Genomic DNA, 15,774 nt, shown 5'->3' on the forward strand with positions numbered 1-15,774 from the left:
GATCTGGGCGATGGTTGCCACCACGACGAAAAAGATCAGCAGGCGGCGTTTGAGTTGAGCAGGCATGAGACTATGGTTCCAGAAATGTAAGCAAATTTAACAGCGACCGACGGCCCTTCGACAAGTGTCGTTCGCGCCATTGCTGGAGCCGGGTGCCTGCTCCCTGCTAACATCCCGCCTTTGTTTCATCTTTCGTTCGAGACCTTCCATGACCACCGTACGCACGCGCATCGCGCCATCGCCCACGGGCGACCCCCATGTCGGCACCGCCTACATCGCCTTGTTCAACTACTGCTTTGCCAAGCAGCACGGCGGTGAGTTCATCCTGCGCATCGAAGATACCGACCAACTGCGCTCCACCCGCGAGTCGGAACAGCAGATCTTCGACGCCCTGCGCTGGCTCGGCATCGAATGGAACGAAGGCCCGGACGTCGGTGGCCCGCACGGCCCTTACCGGCAGAGCGAACGTGGCGAGATCTACGCCCAGTATGCCAAGCAACTGGTCGATGCCGGCCACGCGTTCTACTGCTTCTGCACCGCCGAAGAGCTGGAGCAGATGCGCGCCGAGCAGATGGCCCGTGGCGAGACCCCGCGCTACGACGGCCGTGCCCTGTTGCTGAGCGCCGAGGAAGTCCAGCGCCGCCTGGACGCCGGCGAGCCCCACGTGATCCGCATGAAGGTGCCGAGCGAAGGCATCTGCGTGGTACCGGACATGCTGCGCGGTGACGTCGAAATCCCGTGGGACCGCATGGACATGCAGGTGCTGATGAAGAACGACGGCCTGCCGACCTACTTCCTGGCCAACGTGGTCGACGACCACCTGATGGGCATCACCCACGTTCTGCGTGGCGAAGAGTGGCTGCCGTCGGCTCCGAAGCTGATCAAGCTGTACGAGTACTTTGGCTGGGAGCAGCCGAAGCTGTGCTACATGCCGCTGCTGCGTAACCCGGACAAGTCCAAGCTGTCCAAGCGCAAGAACCCGACCTCGGTGACCTTCTACGAGCGCATGGGCTTCATGCCCGAGGCGATGCTCAACTACCTCGGCCGCATGGGTTGGTCGATGCCGGACGAGCGCGAGAAGTTCTCCCTGGACGAGATGGTCGAGCACTTCGACCTGTCGCGCATTTCGCTTGGTGGGCCGATCTTCGACATCGAGAAACTGTCCTGGCTCAATGGCCAGTGGCTGCGTGAGCTGCCGGTCGAAGAATTCGCCACGCGCCTGCAGAAATGGGCGTTCAACAGCGACTACATGATGAAGATCGCCCCGCACGTGCAGGGCCGGGTCGAAACCTTCAGCCAGGTTGCACCGCTGGGTGGTTTCTTCTTCGAAGGCGCGCTGAAGCTTGATGCCAAGCTGTTCGAGAGCAAAAAGCTGTCGGGCGACCAGGTGCGTCAGGTCATCCAGTTGATCCTGTGGAAGCTTGAAAGCCTGCGCCAGTGGGAGAAGGACCGCATTACCGGCTGCATCCAGGCGGTGGTCGAGGCGTTGGAGCTGAAGCTGCGTGACGCCATGCCGCTGATGTTTGCCGCCATTACTGGCCAGGCCAGCTCGGTGTCGGTGCTCGATGCCATGGAAATTCTCGGCCCGGACCTGACGCGCTACCGCTTGCGCCAGGCCCTGGACCTGCTCGGTGGCGTGTCGAAGAAAGAAAACAAAGAGTGGGAAAAGCTGCTGGCGACTATCGCCTGACGTGGCGTTAGCGCGAACCTGTGGGCGCAGGCTTGCCCGTTACCACAGGTTCAAATGCTTAGAAAACCATGGGAGAACAAAGGGCAGGGCGGTAAGTGATTGTTATCTGTGAAAAAACTTTTGAATAATTTCAAAAATTCGTTTGACAGCCGTGCAATCCGATCTTAATATGCGCCCCGTCCACAGCGATGAGTGAAACGAAACGCCAGCCACCCAGCCAGCGATTCTGCTCAGAGCGACATTGTGGGGCTATAGCTCAGCTGGGAGAGCGCCTGCATGGCATGCAGGAGGTCAGCGGTTCGATCCCGCTTAGCTCCACCAAATTCCGCTTAGCAGCCAAGGCTGATAAGCAAGACCGGGTCCAGCAACCGGGTCTTGAAGGTAAGAAGGTTCGTCCCCTTCGTCTAGTGGCCTAGGACACCGCCCTTTCACGGCGGTAACAGGGGTTCGAGTCCCCTAGGGGACGCCAGTTTTGCACAAGCGATGTTTCATTATGTCGCTGGGCCGAGAGGCTAGAAATCCGGGGCTATAGCTCAGCTGGGAGAGCGCCTGCATGGCATGCAGGAGGTCAGCGGTTCGATCCCGCTTAGCTCCACCAATTTTGCCGCGGTACGTGAAAACGGACCGGCACGAAGGTTACGTCCCCTTCGTCTAGTGGCCTAGGACACCGCCCTTTCACGGCGGTAACAGGGGTTCGAGTCCCCTAGGGGACGCCATGTTTACCCGCGTTTTGCGGGACTTTAAAGGCTCATTCGCTTATTGAATGGGCCTTTTGTTTTTTCCCCTCCGAATATTCCCGGCACCGACAGGTGGCTGAGGATTTCGCTTGCCAAAAAATATTACGCCTATAATATTACGAGCATAATATTTGAGGTGGCCATGAACGACAAAAAGAGCAAGACCCGCGACCGGATTCTCGAGGCAGCGCGCAGTGCCTTGATTCAACATGGCCCGGCAGAGCCGAGCGTCAGCCAAGTCATGGGCGCCGCCGGGCTGACCGTCGGGGGGTTCTATGCCCATTTCGACAGCAAGGACGAGCTGATGCTCGAAGCGTTCCGCCAGTTGCTGGGCGAGCGGCGGGCCTTGCTGGCCCAGGTCGACCCTAGCCTGGATGGCGAAGCACGCCGCGCCTTGGTGTCGGCGTTCTACCTCTCGCGCAAGCACCGCGACGCTGAAGTTCATGCCTGCCCGCTGCCCAACGCCCTGGGCGAGATGCAGCGGTTGCCAGAGGTGTTCCGCGAGGTGCTGGCCGAGCACATCGAGCTGATGACCGCGAAAATGGTCGATCGCCCCGAAGACATCGACAAAGCCCTGGCCGACCTTGCACTGATGGTCGGTGGCCTGGCCCTGGCGCGTGCCCTGGGCACTGGCGAGCTGTCCGACCGTGTATTGCGTGCCGCCAAGTCGGCGGTGATCTGAATAACCACAAGGCGGGAGCAAGGCGATGACTACCCTGAGCTGGATTCGTGGCATCAATGGCACCCTGGGCCACCTGGCGCCGGAGCATGTGGCCGGCAAGATGCGCCGCGCCTTCATGACCCCGCGCACGCTGCCGCCAAGAGCGTGGGAACTGCCGCTGCTGGCCAAGGCCGAGCGCATCACCCTGCGCTTCGGGCTTTCGGCGTTGCGCTGGGGCAAGGGCCCGACGGTATTGCTGATGCACGGCTGGGAGGGGCGCCCCACGCAGTTTGCCGCGTTGATCGAAACCCTGGTCCAGGCTGGGCACACGGTGGTTTCGTTGGAGGGGCCGGCGCATGGGCGTTCGCCTGGCCATCAGGCTCACGTGGTGCTGTTTGCCCGCGCGCTGCTGGAAGCGGCGGCCGAGCTGCCGCCGCTGCGTGCAGTGATCGGGCATTCCATGGGCGGTGCCAGTGTGCTGCTGGCGCTGCAGATGGGCTTGCGCGCCGAGGCGGCGGTGAGCATCGCGGCACCGGCGCAATTGCTCGGCGTGTTGCGCGGCTTCGCCCATCACCTGGGGCTGCCGGCGCGGGCGCGGGCAGCATTCATTCGCCAGGTCGAGCGGGATGTCGGGATGCAGATCGCACGCCTGGACGTCAGTGGTTATCAACTGGAGCTGCCAGGCTTGGTGGTGCATGCCGCTGACGATGGCCTGGTGGCCGCCGACGAGGCCCAGATCATCCACAAGGCCTGGTTCGACAGCCGCCTGATGCTGTTGGAGGAGGGCGGGCACCAACGGGTGCTGGCCGACCCGCGTCTGGGCGAGGCGGTGCTCGAGCTGTTGAGCCGTGCCAGTGCGCCGGCGCGGCAAAGCGCCTGAGCATCCGTTACACTCGCCAGGACCGTGGAGCGCAAAGCGCCGCAATCTCCCCCAAAGAAACCTCTCAGGAGCGCGCATGAGCTGGGACCTGGCAACACCCTTCATCATCGACCTGCGCGTCGGCAGCGAAGACATCGACGGCCTCGGCCACGCCAACAACGCCGCCTACGTCACCTGGCTCGAACGTTGTGCCTGGCGCCATTCCCAGCGCCTGGGCCTGGACCTGGCCGAATACCGGCGCCTGGACCGCGCCATGGCCGTGGTACGCCACGAAATTGACTACCTGGCCGCCGGCTACGAAGACGACGAGCTGCAACTGGCAACCTGGATCATCGACTGGGACCAACGCCTGCGCATGACCCGCCGCTTCCAGCTCAAGCGCCCACGCGATGGTGTGACCCTGCTGCGGGCGCAGACCACCTTCGCCTGTATCGAGTTGTCCAGCGGCAAGCCCAAGCGCATGCCGGTCGAATTTATCGAGGGTTATGGCCAAGCGCTGATCGGTGCCTGAAGGCGTACGGTTTTTTGCTAGACTGCCGCCTTTTCCCGCCGAGACCCACACATGCAAATTGCCCTGGCCCCGATGGAGGGGCTGGTCGACAACATCCTGCGCGACGTCCTGACCCGAGTGGGTGGCATCGATTGGTGCGTCACCGAGTTCATCCGGGTGTGCGACCGCCTGTTGCCGCCTTCCTCGTTCGACAAGCTGGCGCCTGAGTTGCGCCAGGGCGCAAGGACTGCGGCCGGCGTACCGATGCGTGTGCAACTGCTGGGCTCTGACCCGGTGTGCCTGGCCGAGAACGCTGCGCTGGCCTGTGAGCTGGGGGCACCGGTAATCGACCTGAATTTCGGCTGCCCGGCCAAGACCGTGAACAAGTCGCGTGGCGGCGCGGTGCTGCTCAAGGAGCCTGAGTTGCTGCATGCCATCGTCCGCGAGGTGCGCCGGGCGGTACCGGCGGACATCCCGGTCACTGCAAAGATGCGCCTGGGCTTCGACAGCCCCGACGGTGCACTGGAGTGCGCCACGGCCCTGGCCGAGGGCGGTTCGGCGCACCTGGTGGTGCATGCGCGGACCAAAGTCGAGGGCTACAAGCCGCCGGCTCATTGGGAATGGGTGGCGCGGGTGCAGGATGTGGTCAAGGTGCCAGTGTTCGCCAACGGCGAGATCTGGACCGTGGACGACTGGCGCCGCTGCCGCGAGGTCAGTGGTGCCGAGCACATCATGTTGGGGCGCGGGCTGGTGTCGCGGCCCGACCTGGGCCTGCAGATCGCCGCTGCCCGCGACGGCCGGGCGTACCAGCCCATGAGCTGGGATGACCTGCTGCCGCTGCTGCGCGAATTCTGGCGCCAGGCCCAGGCCAAGCTGTCCCCGCGCTATGCGCCGGGGCGGATGAAGCAGTGGCTGGCGATGCTGACCCGCAGCTACCCGGAGGCGGTGGTGCTGTTTGCCGAGCTGCGTCGGGAAGATGATTGCGCGCGCATCAGCCGCTTGCTGGGGGTTGAGGCGCAGGCCTTCGAGGCATGCGTGGCCTGATCTGCCGCTTTGCAGTAAAAGCGGAAAAACAGAAAATTTTTTCGTAGCCCCTCTTGAAAGCCGGTTCACCGGCCATATCTTTTGAGTACGCGATGCCGAAGTCGGGTCGCGTAGTGACTTACTTGCTGAATCTCAGGAGTTTATGACCATGACTACCGCTTTCTCTCTCGCTCCACTGTTCCGTCATTCCGTTGGTTTCGACCGTTTCAACGACCTGTTCGAATCCGCGGCACGTAACGAGGCCGGTAGCAGCTACCCGCCCTACAACGTGGAAAAACATGGCGAAGACCACTACCGCATCGTGGTTGCCGCTGCCGGTTTCCAGGAGCAGGACCTCGACCTGCAGGTCGAAAAAGGTGTCCTGACCGTCTCCGGTGGCAAACGCGACAGCAGCGCCGCTGAGGTGACCTACCTGCACCAGGGCATCGCCCAGCGCGCCTTCAAGCTGTCGTTCCGCCTGGCCGACCACATCGAGGTCAAGGCCGCTGGCCTGGCCAATGGCTTGCTCAGCATCGACCTGCTGCGCATCGTGCCTGAAGAAGCCAAAGCCAAGCGCATCCCGATCAATGGCGACAAGCCAGCGCTGAACTAACTGTCAGCCGGTCGGTAACGAGAAGGGCACCCCAGGGTGCCCTTTTCGCATTCCGGCATCAGAAATCTGCCGGTGCCTCTAGCAACATCTGGCGGAACTCCGGCAACGGCAGTGGCCGGCTGTGCAGATACCCTTGGTACAAGTGGCAGCCCAACTGCTCGAGAAACGCCAGTTGTTCGGTCAACTCCACCCCTTCGGCGATCACCGCCAGGTCCAGGCTGTGGGCCATGGCGACGATGGCGCGGACGATTTCGGCGTCATTGGGGTCGATCGGCGCATCGCGCACGAAGGTCTGGTCGATCTTCAGGGCATCCACCGGCAAACGCTTGAGGTAAGTCAGTGACGAATAGCCCGTGCCGAAGTCGTCCATGGCAAAGCTCACCCCGTGCCTCTTCAGTTCGCGCATCTTGCTGATGGTGTCTTCGAGGTTCTGGATGACGATGCCTTCGGTGATCTCGAGCTTGAGCATTTGCCGTGGCAGGCGGTAGTCGTCCAGGCTGCGCAGGACCCGCCCGACGAAATCGTTCTGGCGGAACTGCCGCGGGCTGATGTTCACGCACAGGCTGAAGTCATCAGCGTCGATCAACCCATCCATGAGCATGTGCGCGCACGCGTCGCAGGCTTCGTCGAGAATCCAACTGCCCACTTCCAGGATCAGCCCGCTTTCTTCCAGCACCTGGATGAACTGCGCCGGCGGATGCTGGCCGAGTTGCGGGTGGTGCCAGCGCAGCAGCACCTCGGCACCGACAATACGGTTGTCGCGGGCATCCACCTGGGGCTGGAAGTGCAGGGCCAGCTCACCCCGGGCCAGCGCCAGGCGCAGGTCGTTTTCCATGCGCAAGCGCTCGCTGGCGGCCTTTTGCATGGTGGTGTGGAACAGCTGGGTGGTGTTGCGCCCGGAGTCCTTGGCCCGGTACAGGGCAATATCGGCGCGTTTGAGCAAGTCGGCCGGGGTAGTGCCGTGATCGGGTATCAGCGCCACGCCGATGCTGGGCGTCACCTGCAGGCGTTGGCCATCCAGCGACATCGGTTCGGCCAGCAGTTCGCGCAGGGTATCGGCCAGATCGCGCACCTTGCTTTCGACCTGTTCGCGGCTGCCTTCCAGGCCGCTGAGCAGCACCACGAACTCGTCGCCGCCCAGCCGCGCCACGGTGTCTTCCAGACGCACGCTGGCCTCCAGGCGCGCGGTGATGATCTTCAGCACGGCGTCGCCCACCGGGTGGCCGAGCGAATCGTTGATGTGCTTGAAGTGATCAAGGTCGAGAAACAGCAGCGCACCCCGCAGGTTGTGGCGTTTGAGCAGGGCGATCTGCTGGCTCAGGCGGTCCATCAGCAGGGCGCGATTGGGCAGGTTGGTCAGCGGGTCGTGGTACGCCAGGTGGCGGATCTGCGCTTGGGCATTCTTCAGCTGGCTGACGTCGCGGGCGGTCAGCAGCAGGCAGTCGGTCTCGTTCAGGGTAATCGGTTCCACCGACACTTCGACGGTGAGGATATCGCCGCGCTTGTTGCGCCCGAGCATCTCCCGATGGTGCACCCGGCCCCGTTCCTTGAGCTCGGCGAGCAGGGCGTTGCGTTGCTTGTCGTCGGCCCAGATGCCCAGCTCGTAAACGCTGCGCCCGACCACTTCGGCTGCGCTGTAGCCGGTCAGCCGGCAGAACCCGTCGTTGATTTCCAGGTAGCGGCCGCTGTAGCGCTCGGTGATGGTGATGGCGTCGGGGCTGGAGTGGAAGGCCTTGGCGAACTTCTCTTCACTGGACTTGAGCGCCGCTTCGGCGCGTTGCTGCTGGGTGATGTCGCGCAGGGTGGTGACGCTGCAGGGCTGGTCATCGACACTGATCAGGCAGCTGGATATCACGCAGGTCAAGGGTGAGCCGTTGCGGTGGTTGACCACTACGGCCACGTTGCTCAGGGCCTGTTCGCGGATCACCCGCTCGATGCGCTGCGCGCGTTCGATGGACTCGGCCCACAGGCCGATTTGCTCGGCGGTGCGGCCGATCACCTGGTCGGCGTTCCAGCCGAAGGTCTGGGTGAAGGCCGGGTTGATCTCGATGAACTGGCCGGTGTCCTGGCGGGTCACGCAGATCGGGTCGGGGCTGACCTGGAACAGGCTGGCGAACTTTTCTTCCGAGGCGCTCAGGCGCTGTTCGCGCTCTACCTGGTCGGTGATGTCCAGCAGGGTGCCGGCCATGCGCAGGGGGTTGCCCTGGTCGTCCCGGTACAGCCGCGCACGGCTTTCGATATAACGCGAAGTGCCGTTCTCCAACTGTACCCGGTAGGTGATCTGGTAATTGCCCGCTGGCCCTTCGCGCAGGCTGCGGTAGGCCTGGCGCATGACGTTGCGCTCTTGCTCCGGCACACCTTCGAAAAAGGCATCGAACGACTCGTGGAAAGGGATGGGGTCAAGACCGTGCAGTTGCGCCGCGCGGGCCGAGCCATACAGCATGCCGCTGGGGATGTGCCAGTCCCAGGTGCCCAGCTGCGCCGAATCCAGGGCCAGATCGAGTCGCTCCTGGCTGTCCTTGAGGGCCTGCTCGGCGCGCTTGCGCTCGGTGGTGTCGACGAAGGTGCTGAGCAGAAAGGTCACGCCCTCCAGTTCTATGCCCTGGGTGCAGAGGATGCCGTCATGCACCTTGTCGTTGCTGGCCCGAAACTGCACCTCCAGGTTCAGCGGGCCGCTGCTGGCGCGGGTGGCGTCGAGCATCTGCTGGCGTTGCTCGGGGTGCACCCACAGGCCCAGCTCCAGGCTGGTCTTGCCGATCACCTGGCTGCCCGGCCAGCCGAACATGTCCTCGAAATGCTGGTTGACCTCGAAGATCATGCCGTCGTGGCGACGGGTCAGCAGGATGGCATTGGGGCTCAGGTGAAACAGCGTGGCGAAGCGTTTTTCCGAGTTGATCAGCGCCGTTTCCCGCTCGCGCTGGCGGGTGATCTCACGGATCACCCCGATCATCTGCGGCCGGCCGTGGCGGTCGTGGGTCAGGCTGCCGTTTATCTCCAGCCAATGCAGGCTGCCATCCGGCCAGCGGATGCGATGGCGCATGGCCTGCTCCACGGGCTCGCCGTTGACCACTGCCTGGAACAACTGGCGGGTGCGCGCGCGGTCTTCCTCGGGCAGCAGGTCAAGGTAATCGATGTCGTTGGGCAGCGGGCGTTGCGGGTCGAAGCCGAACAACGCCTGGGTGCCGCGTGACCAGCTGACCCGACCGGTTTCGATGTCCCACAGCCAGGCCCCCAGGTGGGCACCGTTGAGCGCGGCCAGCAGCTGTGGGGCGTTCTGCCAGGCCTGCTCGGATTCCTGAGGGTCGGCCGCAGAGATACGCGGCAGGCGCGGAAAGCGGTTTGCTGATTTGGGCATTGGTACCAGACCTTTGGCGTTTGAGGCGTCCTTGAGTTGGAAATGCCGAACTGACGACCGGTCAGGCGGACCCTGCGTGACTGTCGAGCAGGGCCATGAAGGCCCTCGCCGCATTCGATAGCGTTCGCTCCGTGTGCAGTATGTAGCCTAGCTGGCGCGACAGCTGTATGCCGGGTAAAGCGATGGGTGCAACCTGATCGTCGAGCATGGTGCGGGGCAGCACGCTCCAGGCCAGGCCAATGGAAACCATCATCTTGATGGTTTCCAGGTAGTTGGTGCTCATGGCGATGTTCGGCGTCAGCCCCTGGCTTTCGAACAGGCGCTGGACGATGTGGTGGGTAAAGGTGTTGCCGCCCGGGAACACCGCCGGGTGGCGGGCGACATCGGCCAGACTGACCGCGTGGTTGCTGGCCAGTGGATGCTCCGGTGCCGCGACGAAGTCCAGGGCGTCGTTCCAGACCGGGATCGCCTTGATCAGGTGGTGGGGCTCGGGTGCCAGCGTGATGACGGCAATTTCAGCGCGACCATGGAGAATCTCGTCGTAGGCCGCTTCTGAATCCAGGAACTGAATATCCAGCGCCACTGAGGGGTACTGCCGGGTAAAGGCCCGTAGAAGCGGAGGCAAGCGGTGCAAACCGATATGGTGGCTGGTGGCCAGGGTCAGCCGACCGCTCACCTGTCCCGTCAAATTGGTCAGTGCGCGTCGAGTATCATCGAGCACATTGAGTATTTGATAGGCCCGTGGCAGCAACGCCCGGCCGGCTTCGGTGAGGGTCACTTCACGCCCCAGTCGGTCGAACAGGCGCACGTCCAGTTGCTGCTCGAGGCCGGCGATGCGTTTGCTGATGGCAGGCTGGGTCAGGTGCAGGCGTTCGCCGGCCCCGGAGAAACTGCCGGTTTCGGCAATGGCGATAAAAGCACTGAGGTTGGCCAGGTCCATCTCTATGATTCCTGATGGTTATGCAAAGCATGAAAATTATGAATTTGAGTTATTCAATCTATCGCCATAGCATCGTCCGTACAAGCCAAGGGGTCTTTGGCATAGAAAGACGCTGATGAGGAACAGTCTGATGGCTGGCAAAACGCTCTACGACAAACTCTGGGAAGCCCATGAGGTCAAGCGCCGTGATGACGGCTCGTCCTTGATCTACATCGACCGCCACATCATCCACGAAGTGACGTCGCCCCAGGCCTTCGAAGGCCTGCGCCTGGCGAACCGCAAGCCATGGCGCATCGACACCAACATCGCCACGCCCGACCACAACGTGCCGACCACGCCAGAGCGCAAGGGCGGTATCGAGGCCATCGTCGACCAGGTGTCGCGCCTGCAGGTGCAGACCCTCGACGAAAACTGTGACGAGTACGGCATCGTCGAATTCAAGATGAACGACGAGCGCCAGGGCATCGTCCACGTCATCAGCCCGGAGCAGGGCGCTACCTTGCCGGGCATGACCGTGGTCTGCGGCGACTCGCACACCTCCACCCACGGTGCATTTGGCGCCTTGGCCCACGGCATCGGCACCTCGGAGGTCGAGCACGTGCTCGCTACCCAGTGCCTGGTCGCCAAGAAGATGAAGAACATGCTGGTGCGCGTCGAAGGCCAATTGCCTGCCGGTGTCACCGCCAAGGACATCGTCCTCGCCATTATCGGCAAGATCGGCACCGCGGGTGGCAACGGCCACGCCATGGAATTTGCCGGCAGCGCTATCCGTGGTTTGTCCATGGAAGGCCGCATGACCATCTGCAACATGTCGATCGAGGCCGGTGCCCGTGTCGGCCTGGTGGCGACCGATGCCACCACCGTTGCCTATGTTGAAGGTCGCCCCTACGCGCCGAAGGGCGAGCAGTGGGAGCAAGCGGTAGCGTCTTGGCAAGACCTGGTTTCCGATGACGACGCGGTGTTCGACACCGTGGTCGAGCTGGACGCCGGGCAGATCAAGCCGCAGGTCAGCTGGGGCACTTCACCCGAGATGGTGCTGGCGGTTGACCAGCGCGTGCCGGACCCGGCCGCCGAGGCCGACCTGGTCAAGCGTGGCTCGATCGAGCGTGCCTTGAAGTACATGGGCCTGACCGCCAACCAGGCGATCACCGATATCCAGCTCGACCGCGTATTCATCGGCTCCTGCACCAACTCGCGGATCGAAGACCTGCGCGCCGCAGCCGAAATCGCCAAGGGCCGCAAGGTCGCTGCCACCGTCAAGCAGGCTATTGTCGTTCCGGGCTCGGGCCTGGTGAAGGCGCAGGCCGAACGTGAAGGCCTCGACAAGATTTTCCTCGAAGCCGGTTTCGAGTGGCGTGAACCGGGTTGCTCGATGTGCCTGGCGATGAACCCGGACCGCCTGGAAAGTGGCGAGCACTGCGCGTCGACGTCCAACCGCAACTTCGAAGGCCGTCAGGGTGCCGGTGGCCGTACCCACCTGGTCAGCCCGGCCATGGCGGCCGCCGCCGCGGTGACGGGCCACTTCATCGATGTACGCGAGTTGATCCAAGGGAGCGCAGCATGAAAGCCTTTACCCAGCACACCGGCCTCGTCGCGCCATTGGACCGTGCCAACGTCGACACCGACCAGATCATTCCCAAGCAGTTTCTCAAGTCGATCAAACGCACCGGCTTCGGCCCCAACCTGTTCGACGAATGGCGTTACCTGGATGTGGGCCAGCCCTACCAGGACAACAGTAAGCGGCCGCTGAACCAGGAATTCGTGCTCAACCACGCACGCTACCAGGGTGCCAGCGTGTTGTTGGCGCGGGAGAACTTCGGTTGCGGCTCCAGCCGCGAGCACGCGCCCTGGGCGTTGGATGAATACGGCTTTCGCAGTGTCATCGCACCGAGCTTTGCCGACATCTTCTTCAACAACAGCTTCAAGAACGGCCTGTTGCCGATCATCTTGAGCGATGAGGAAGTCGACGAGCTGTTCAAACAGGTAGAAGCCAACCCTGGCTATCAGTTGACCGTCGACCTGCAAGCCCAGGCCGTGACCCGCCCTGATGGCAAGGTGCTGCACTTCGAGATCGATGCCTTCCGCAAGCACTGCCTGCTCAACGGCCTCGACGACATCGGCTTGACCTTGCAGGACAGCGATTCGATCAAAGTCTTCGAAGGCAAGCACCGCGCCAGCCAGCCCTGGCTGTTCCGGGATGCCTGATTGACCGCCTCCCACATTGGCAACGCTGCCGATGTGGGAGCGGGTTCGCCGGCGAAGCCTGCATAGGCAACACAACACCAAAAGGATTGCCCCATGACCAGCACCACCCACACCGATGTGGTCCAACGCCAGTTCGGCGAACAGGCCAGCGCCTACCTCAGCAGCGCGGTACATGCCCAGGGCACTGAATTCGCCCTGCTGCAAGCCGAGCTGGCAGGCCATGCCGAGGCGCGTGTACTGGACCTGGGCTGTGGTGCCGGTCATGTCAGCTTCCACGTCGCGCCTCTGGTGGCGGAAGTGGTCGCCTACGATCTGTCACAGTCGATGCTCGACGTGGTCGCCAGTGCCGCTGCCGAGCGTGGCCTGGGCAATATCACCACCGAATGCGGCGCCGCCGAGCGCCTGCCGTTCGCCGACGCCTCGTTCGACTTCGTCTTCAGCCGCTACTCGGCACACCACTGGAGCGACCTGGGCCTGGCCCTGCGCGAAGTGCGTCGTGTGCTGAAGCCGGGTGGGGTGGCGGCGTTCATCGATGTGCTGTCACCCGGCAGCCCGTTGCTCGACACCTACCTGCAAACGGTCGAAGTGCTGCGCGACACCAGCCACGTGCGCGATTATTCGGCCGCCGAGTGGCAGCGCCAGGTCAGCGAAGCCGGCTTGCATGCCCGTAGCCACACGCGTCAGCGCCTGCGCCTGGAGTGGAACTCGTGGGTAGAGCGCATGCGCACGCCCGAGCCGCTGCGTGTGGCCATACGCCAATTGCAGCAAGCCATGGGTGAAGAAGTGCGGCAGTATTACCAGGTTGAAGCCGACGGCTCGTTCAGCACCGATGTCATCGTGTTGTGGGCCGAGCGCTGAGTTTATTTCGCTGCGGCCGAGCTGGCCGCAGCGCTTGAATGGATAGAGGAAAGCATGAGCAAGCAGATTCTGATTCTCCCAGGTGATGGCATCGGCCCGGAAATCATGGCCGAGGCGGTCAAGGTGCTGGAGCTGGCCAACGACAAGTTCCAGCTGGGCCTGAGCCTGGCGCACGACGTGATCGGTGGCGCGGCCATCGACAAGCATGGCGTGCCGCTGGCTGACGAGACCCTGGAGCGTGCGCGCCAGGCCGATGCCGTGCTGCTGGGCGCTGTGGGCGGCCCGAAATGGGACAAGATCGAGCGTGACATCCGCCCTGAGCGTGGCTTGCTGAAAATCCGCTCGCAACTGGGCCTGTTCGCCAACCTGCGCCCGGCCATCCTCTACCCGCAACTGGCCGATGCTTCCTCGCTCAAGCCAGAAATCGTCTCGGGCCTGGATATCCTCATCGTCCGTGAGCTGACCGGTGGCATCTATTTCGGTGCGCCACGTGGCCAGCGCGAACTCGAAGGTGGCGAGCGCCAGGCCTACGACACACTGCCCTACAGCGAAAGCGAAGTGCGCCGCATCGCCCGCGTCGGTTTCGACATGGCCCGTGTGCGCGGCAAAAAGCTGTGTTCGGTGGACAAGGCCAACGTCCTGGCTTCGAGCCAGCTGTGGCGCGAAGTGGTCGAAGACGTGGCCAAGGACTACCCGGATGTCGAACTGAGCCACATGTACGTCGACAACGCTGCCATGCAGTTGGTCCGCGCGCCCAAGCAGTTCGACGTGGTAGTGACCGACAACATGTTCGGTGACATCCTGTCGGATGAAGCTTCCATGCTGACCGGTTCCATCGGCATGCTGCCTTCGGCGTCGCTGGATGCCGACAACAAGGGCATGTACGAGCCGTGCCACGGCTCGGCGCCGGACATCGCCGGCCAGGGCATCGCCAACCCGCTGGCGACCATCCTGTCGGTGTCGATGATGCTGCGTTACAGCTTCAACCAGCAGGCTGCAGCCGAGGCCATCGAGCAGGCCGTCAGCCTGGTGCTGGACCAAGGTTTGCGCACCGGTGACATCTGGTCGGCCGGCTGCGACAAAGTAGGCACGCAGGAAATGGGCGACGCAGTAGTCGCAGCGCTGCGGAATCTGTAATCTCTCTGGCCCGCCACCGTTTTTGGTCGGTGGCGGCCCACTTTTAGCAAAGGTGTAGTTGCGATGAAACGTGTAGGTCTGATCGGTTGGCGCGGTATGGTCGGTTCCGTGCTCATGCAGCGGATGCTGGAGGAGCAGGATTTCGACCTTATCGAGCCGGTGTTCTTCACCACCTCCAATGTCGGTGGCCAAGGCCCGAACGTGGGCAAGGATACAGCTCCGCTCAAGGACGCGTATTCGATTGAAGAACTCAAGACCCTCGACGTGATCCTGACCTGCCAGGGCGGCGACTACACCAACGAGGTCTTCCCCAAGCTGCGTGAAGCCGGCTGGCAGGGTTACTGGATCGATGCCGCCTCGTCCCTGCGCATGCAGGATGACGCGGTCATCATCCTCGACCCGGTCAACCGCAAGGTCATCGACCAGCAGCTCGATGCCGGCACCAAGAACTACATTGGCGGCAACTGCACGGTCAGCCTGATGCTGATGGGCTTGGGCGGCCTGTTCGAGGCCGGCCTGGTCGAGTGGATGAGCGCCATGACCTACCAGGCGGCTTCCGGTGCCGGCGCGCAGAACATGCGTGAGCTGATCAAGCAGATGGGCGCCACCCATGCGGCCGTGGCCGATGATCTGGCGAACCCGGCCAGCGCCATTCTGGACATCGACCGCAAGGTTGCCGAGACCATGCGCGGCGAAGCGTTCCCCACCGAGAACTTCGGTGTGCCGCTGGCCGGCAGCCTGATTCCGTGGATCGACAAGGAGCTGCCGAACGGGCAGAGCCGTGAAGAGTGGAAGGCCCAGGCCGAAACCAACAAGATCCTCGGTCGTTTCAAGAGCCCGATCCCGGTCGACGGTATCTGCGTGCGCATCGGCGCCATGCGTTGCCACAGCCAGGCGCTGACCATCAAGCTGAACAAGGACGTGCCGCTGGCCGACATCGAAGGCATGATCAGCCAGCACAACCCATGGGTGAAACTGGTGCCGAACCAGCGCGAGATCAGCATGCAAGAGCTGACCCCGACCAAGGTCACCGGTACCTTGAACATTCCGGTGGGCCGCCTGCGCAAGCTGAACATGGGTTCGCAGTACCTGGGTGCGTTCACCGTGGGTGACCAGCTGCTGTGGGGCGCCGCCGAACCGCTGCGCCGCATGCTGCGGATTCTGCTGGAGCGTTGATCGTTCTGG

General features: G+C 63.1%; 13 protein-coding genes and 4 tRNA genes. 15 read left to right on the forward strand and 2 right to left on the reverse strand.

Annotated features, from left to right (window positions below):
* The first annotated feature begins 208 nt into the window (after positions 1 to 208).
* The 10 genes from gltX (at position 209) to NP534_RS12900 (ending at position 6,094) form a co-directional block, all read left to right on the forward strand.
* Entirely contained in the window at positions 209 to 1,690 is a 1,482-nt protein-coding gene (gltX, locus tag NP534_RS12855) for a glutamate--tRNA ligase (protein WP_033700555.1), read from the forward strand.
* 245 nt (positions 1,691 to 1,935) lie between these two features.
* Positions 1,936 to 2,011, forward strand: a tRNA-Ala gene (locus NP534_RS12860).
* A gap of 72 nt (positions 2,012 to 2,083) precedes the next feature.
* Positions 2,084 to 2,159, forward strand: a tRNA-Glu gene (locus NP534_RS12865).
* A 53-nt stretch (positions 2,160 to 2,212) separates the two neighbouring features.
* Positions 2,213 to 2,288: transfer RNA gene (locus NP534_RS12870), tRNA-Ala, on the forward strand.
* Positions 2,289 to 2,330: 42 nt separating this feature from the next.
* Positions 2,331 to 2,406: transfer RNA gene (locus tag NP534_RS12875), tRNA-Glu, on the forward strand.
* 163 nt (positions 2,407 to 2,569) lie between these two features.
* Positions 2,570 to 3,109: a TetR/AcrR family transcriptional regulator gene (locus tag NP534_RS12880; RefSeq protein WP_274098943.1), complete on the forward strand. Its 540-nt coding sequence runs from the start codon at positions 2,570 to 2,572 to the stop codon at positions 3,107 to 3,109.
* 25 nt (positions 3,110 to 3,134) lie between these two features.
* Positions 3,135 to 3,968: an alpha/beta hydrolase gene (locus tag NP534_RS12885; RefSeq protein WP_274098944.1), complete on the forward strand. Its 834-nt coding sequence runs from the start codon at positions 3,135 to 3,137 to the stop codon at positions 3,966 to 3,968.
* Between the two features lie 76 nt (positions 3,969 to 4,044).
* Entirely contained in the window at positions 4,045 to 4,479 is a 435-nt protein-coding gene (locus NP534_RS12890) for an acyl-CoA thioesterase (RefSeq protein WP_274098945.1), read from the forward strand.
* Positions 4,480 to 4,530: 51 nt separating this feature from the next.
* Complete coding sequence (locus tag NP534_RS12895) at positions 4,531 to 5,502, forward strand: tRNA dihydrouridine synthase (RefSeq protein WP_033700550.1); 972 nt, start codon at positions 4,531 to 4,533, stop codon at positions 5,500 to 5,502.
* A 148-nt stretch (positions 5,503 to 5,650) separates the two neighbouring features.
* Complete coding sequence (locus NP534_RS12900; protein WP_033700549.1) at positions 5,651 to 6,094, forward strand: Hsp20 family protein; 444 nt, start codon at positions 5,651 to 5,653, stop codon at positions 6,092 to 6,094.
* Between the two features lie 58 nt (positions 6,095 to 6,152).
* Here NP534_RS12900 and NP534_RS12905 read toward each other — a convergent pair whose 3' ends face one another.
* Together NP534_RS12905 and NP534_RS12910 are read right to left on the reverse strand one after the other, a co-directional pair.
* Entirely contained in the window at positions 6,153 to 9,449 is a 3,297-nt protein-coding gene (locus NP534_RS12905; RefSeq protein WP_274098946.1) for a bifunctional diguanylate cyclase/phosphodiesterase, read from the reverse strand.
* A 61-nt stretch (positions 9,450 to 9,510) separates the two neighbouring features.
* Positions 9,511 to 10,389 carry a LysR family transcriptional regulator gene (locus tag NP534_RS12910; protein WP_033700546.1) on the reverse strand — a complete coding sequence of 293 codons (879 nt, stop codon included), beginning with the start codon at positions 10,387 to 10,389 and terminating at the stop codon, positions 9,511 to 9,513.
* A 130-nt stretch (positions 10,390 to 10,519) separates the two neighbouring features.
* Between NP534_RS12910 and leuC the strand changes: the two genes are divergently transcribed.
* The 5 genes from leuC (at position 10,520) to asd (ending at position 15,765) form a co-directional block, all read left to right on the forward strand.
* Positions 10,520 to 11,953, forward strand: a complete 1,434-nt coding sequence (gene leuC / locus NP534_RS12915; protein WP_274098947.1) for a 3-isopropylmalate dehydratase large subunit — start codon at positions 10,520 to 10,522, stop codon at positions 11,951 to 11,953.
* Positions 11,950 to 12,594 (forward strand): 3-isopropylmalate dehydratase small subunit, encoded by a 645-nt coding sequence (gene leuD, locus NP534_RS12920; protein ID WP_033700544.1) that lies wholly within the window; start codon positions 11,950 to 11,952, stop codon positions 12,592 to 12,594. The genes leuC and leuD overlap by 4 nt, the downstream gene beginning before the upstream one ends.
* 93 nt (positions 12,595 to 12,687) lie before the next feature.
* Positions 12,688 to 13,452, forward strand: coding sequence for a class I SAM-dependent methyltransferase (locus NP534_RS12925; protein ID WP_274098948.1), 765 nt, complete (start codon positions 12,688 to 12,690; stop codon positions 13,450 to 13,452).
* A 54-nt stretch (positions 13,453 to 13,506) separates the two neighbouring features.
* Positions 13,507 to 14,589: a 3-isopropylmalate dehydrogenase gene (gene leuB / locus NP534_RS12930; RefSeq protein ID WP_033700541.1), complete on the forward strand. Its 1,083-nt coding sequence runs from the start codon at positions 13,507 to 13,509 to the stop codon at positions 14,587 to 14,589.
* 63 nt (positions 14,590 to 14,652) lie between these two features.
* A complete protein-coding gene (gene asd / locus NP534_RS12935; RefSeq protein ID WP_033700540.1) occupies positions 14,653 to 15,765 on the forward strand; it encodes an aspartate-semialdehyde dehydrogenase in 1,113 nt (370 codons plus the stop codon).
* Positions 15,766 to 15,774 lie beyond the last annotated feature (9 nt).

The sequence above is a fragment of the Pseudomonas sp. 39004 genome (assembly GCF_028682155.1).
Taxonomy (GTDB): Bacteria; Pseudomonadota; Gammaproteobacteria; order Pseudomonadales; family Pseudomonadaceae; genus Aquipseudomonas; species Aquipseudomonas capeferrum.

Bases quoted from the DNA above. Each gene is read 5' to 3' on its own strand.
- leuD (WP_033700544.1), top strand. From the start codon at position 11,950: ATGAAAGCCTTTACCCAGCACACCGGCCTCGTCGCGCCATTGGACCGT.
- NP534_RS12880 (WP_274098943.1), top strand. From the start codon at position 2,570: ATGAACGACAAAAAGAGCAAGACCCGCGACCGGATTCTCGAGGCAGCG.
- NP534_RS12885 (WP_274098944.1), top strand. From the start codon at position 3,135: ATGACTACCCTGAGCTGGATTCGTGGCATCAATGGCACCCTGGGCCAC.
- leuB (WP_033700541.1), top strand. From the start codon at position 13,507: ATGAGCAAGCAGATTCTGATTCTCCCAGGTGATGGCATCGGCCCGGAA.
- leuC (WP_274098947.1), top strand. From the start codon at position 10,520: ATGGCTGGCAAAACGCTCTACGACAAACTCTGGGAAGCCCATGAGGTC.
- asd (WP_033700540.1), top strand. From the start codon at position 14,653: ATGAAACGTGTAGGTCTGATCGGTTGGCGCGGTATGGTCGGTTCCGTG.
- NP534_RS12895 (WP_033700550.1), top strand. From the start codon at position 4,531: ATGCAAATTGCCCTGGCCCCGATGGAGGGGCTGGTCGACAACATCCTG.
- NP534_RS12910 (WP_033700546.1), bottom strand. From the start codon at position 10,389: ATGGACCTGGCCAACCTCAGTGCTTTTATCGCCATTGCCGAAACCGGC.
- NP534_RS12900 (WP_033700549.1), top strand. From the start codon at position 5,651: ATGACTACCGCTTTCTCTCTCGCTCCACTGTTCCGTCATTCCGTTGGT.
- gltX (WP_033700555.1), top strand. From the start codon at position 209: ATGACCACCGTACGCACGCGCATCGCGCCATCGCCCACGGGCGACCCC.
- NP534_RS12890 (WP_274098945.1), top strand. From the start codon at position 4,045: ATGAGCTGGGACCTGGCAACACCCTTCATCATCGACCTGCGCGTCGGC.
- NP534_RS12925 (WP_274098948.1), top strand. From the start codon at position 12,688: ATGACCAGCACCACCCACACCGATGTGGTCCAACGCCAGTTCGGCGAA.
- NP534_RS12905 (WP_274098946.1), bottom strand. From the start codon at position 9,449: ATGCCCAAATCAGCAAACCGCTTTCCGCGCCTGCCGCGTATCTCTGCG.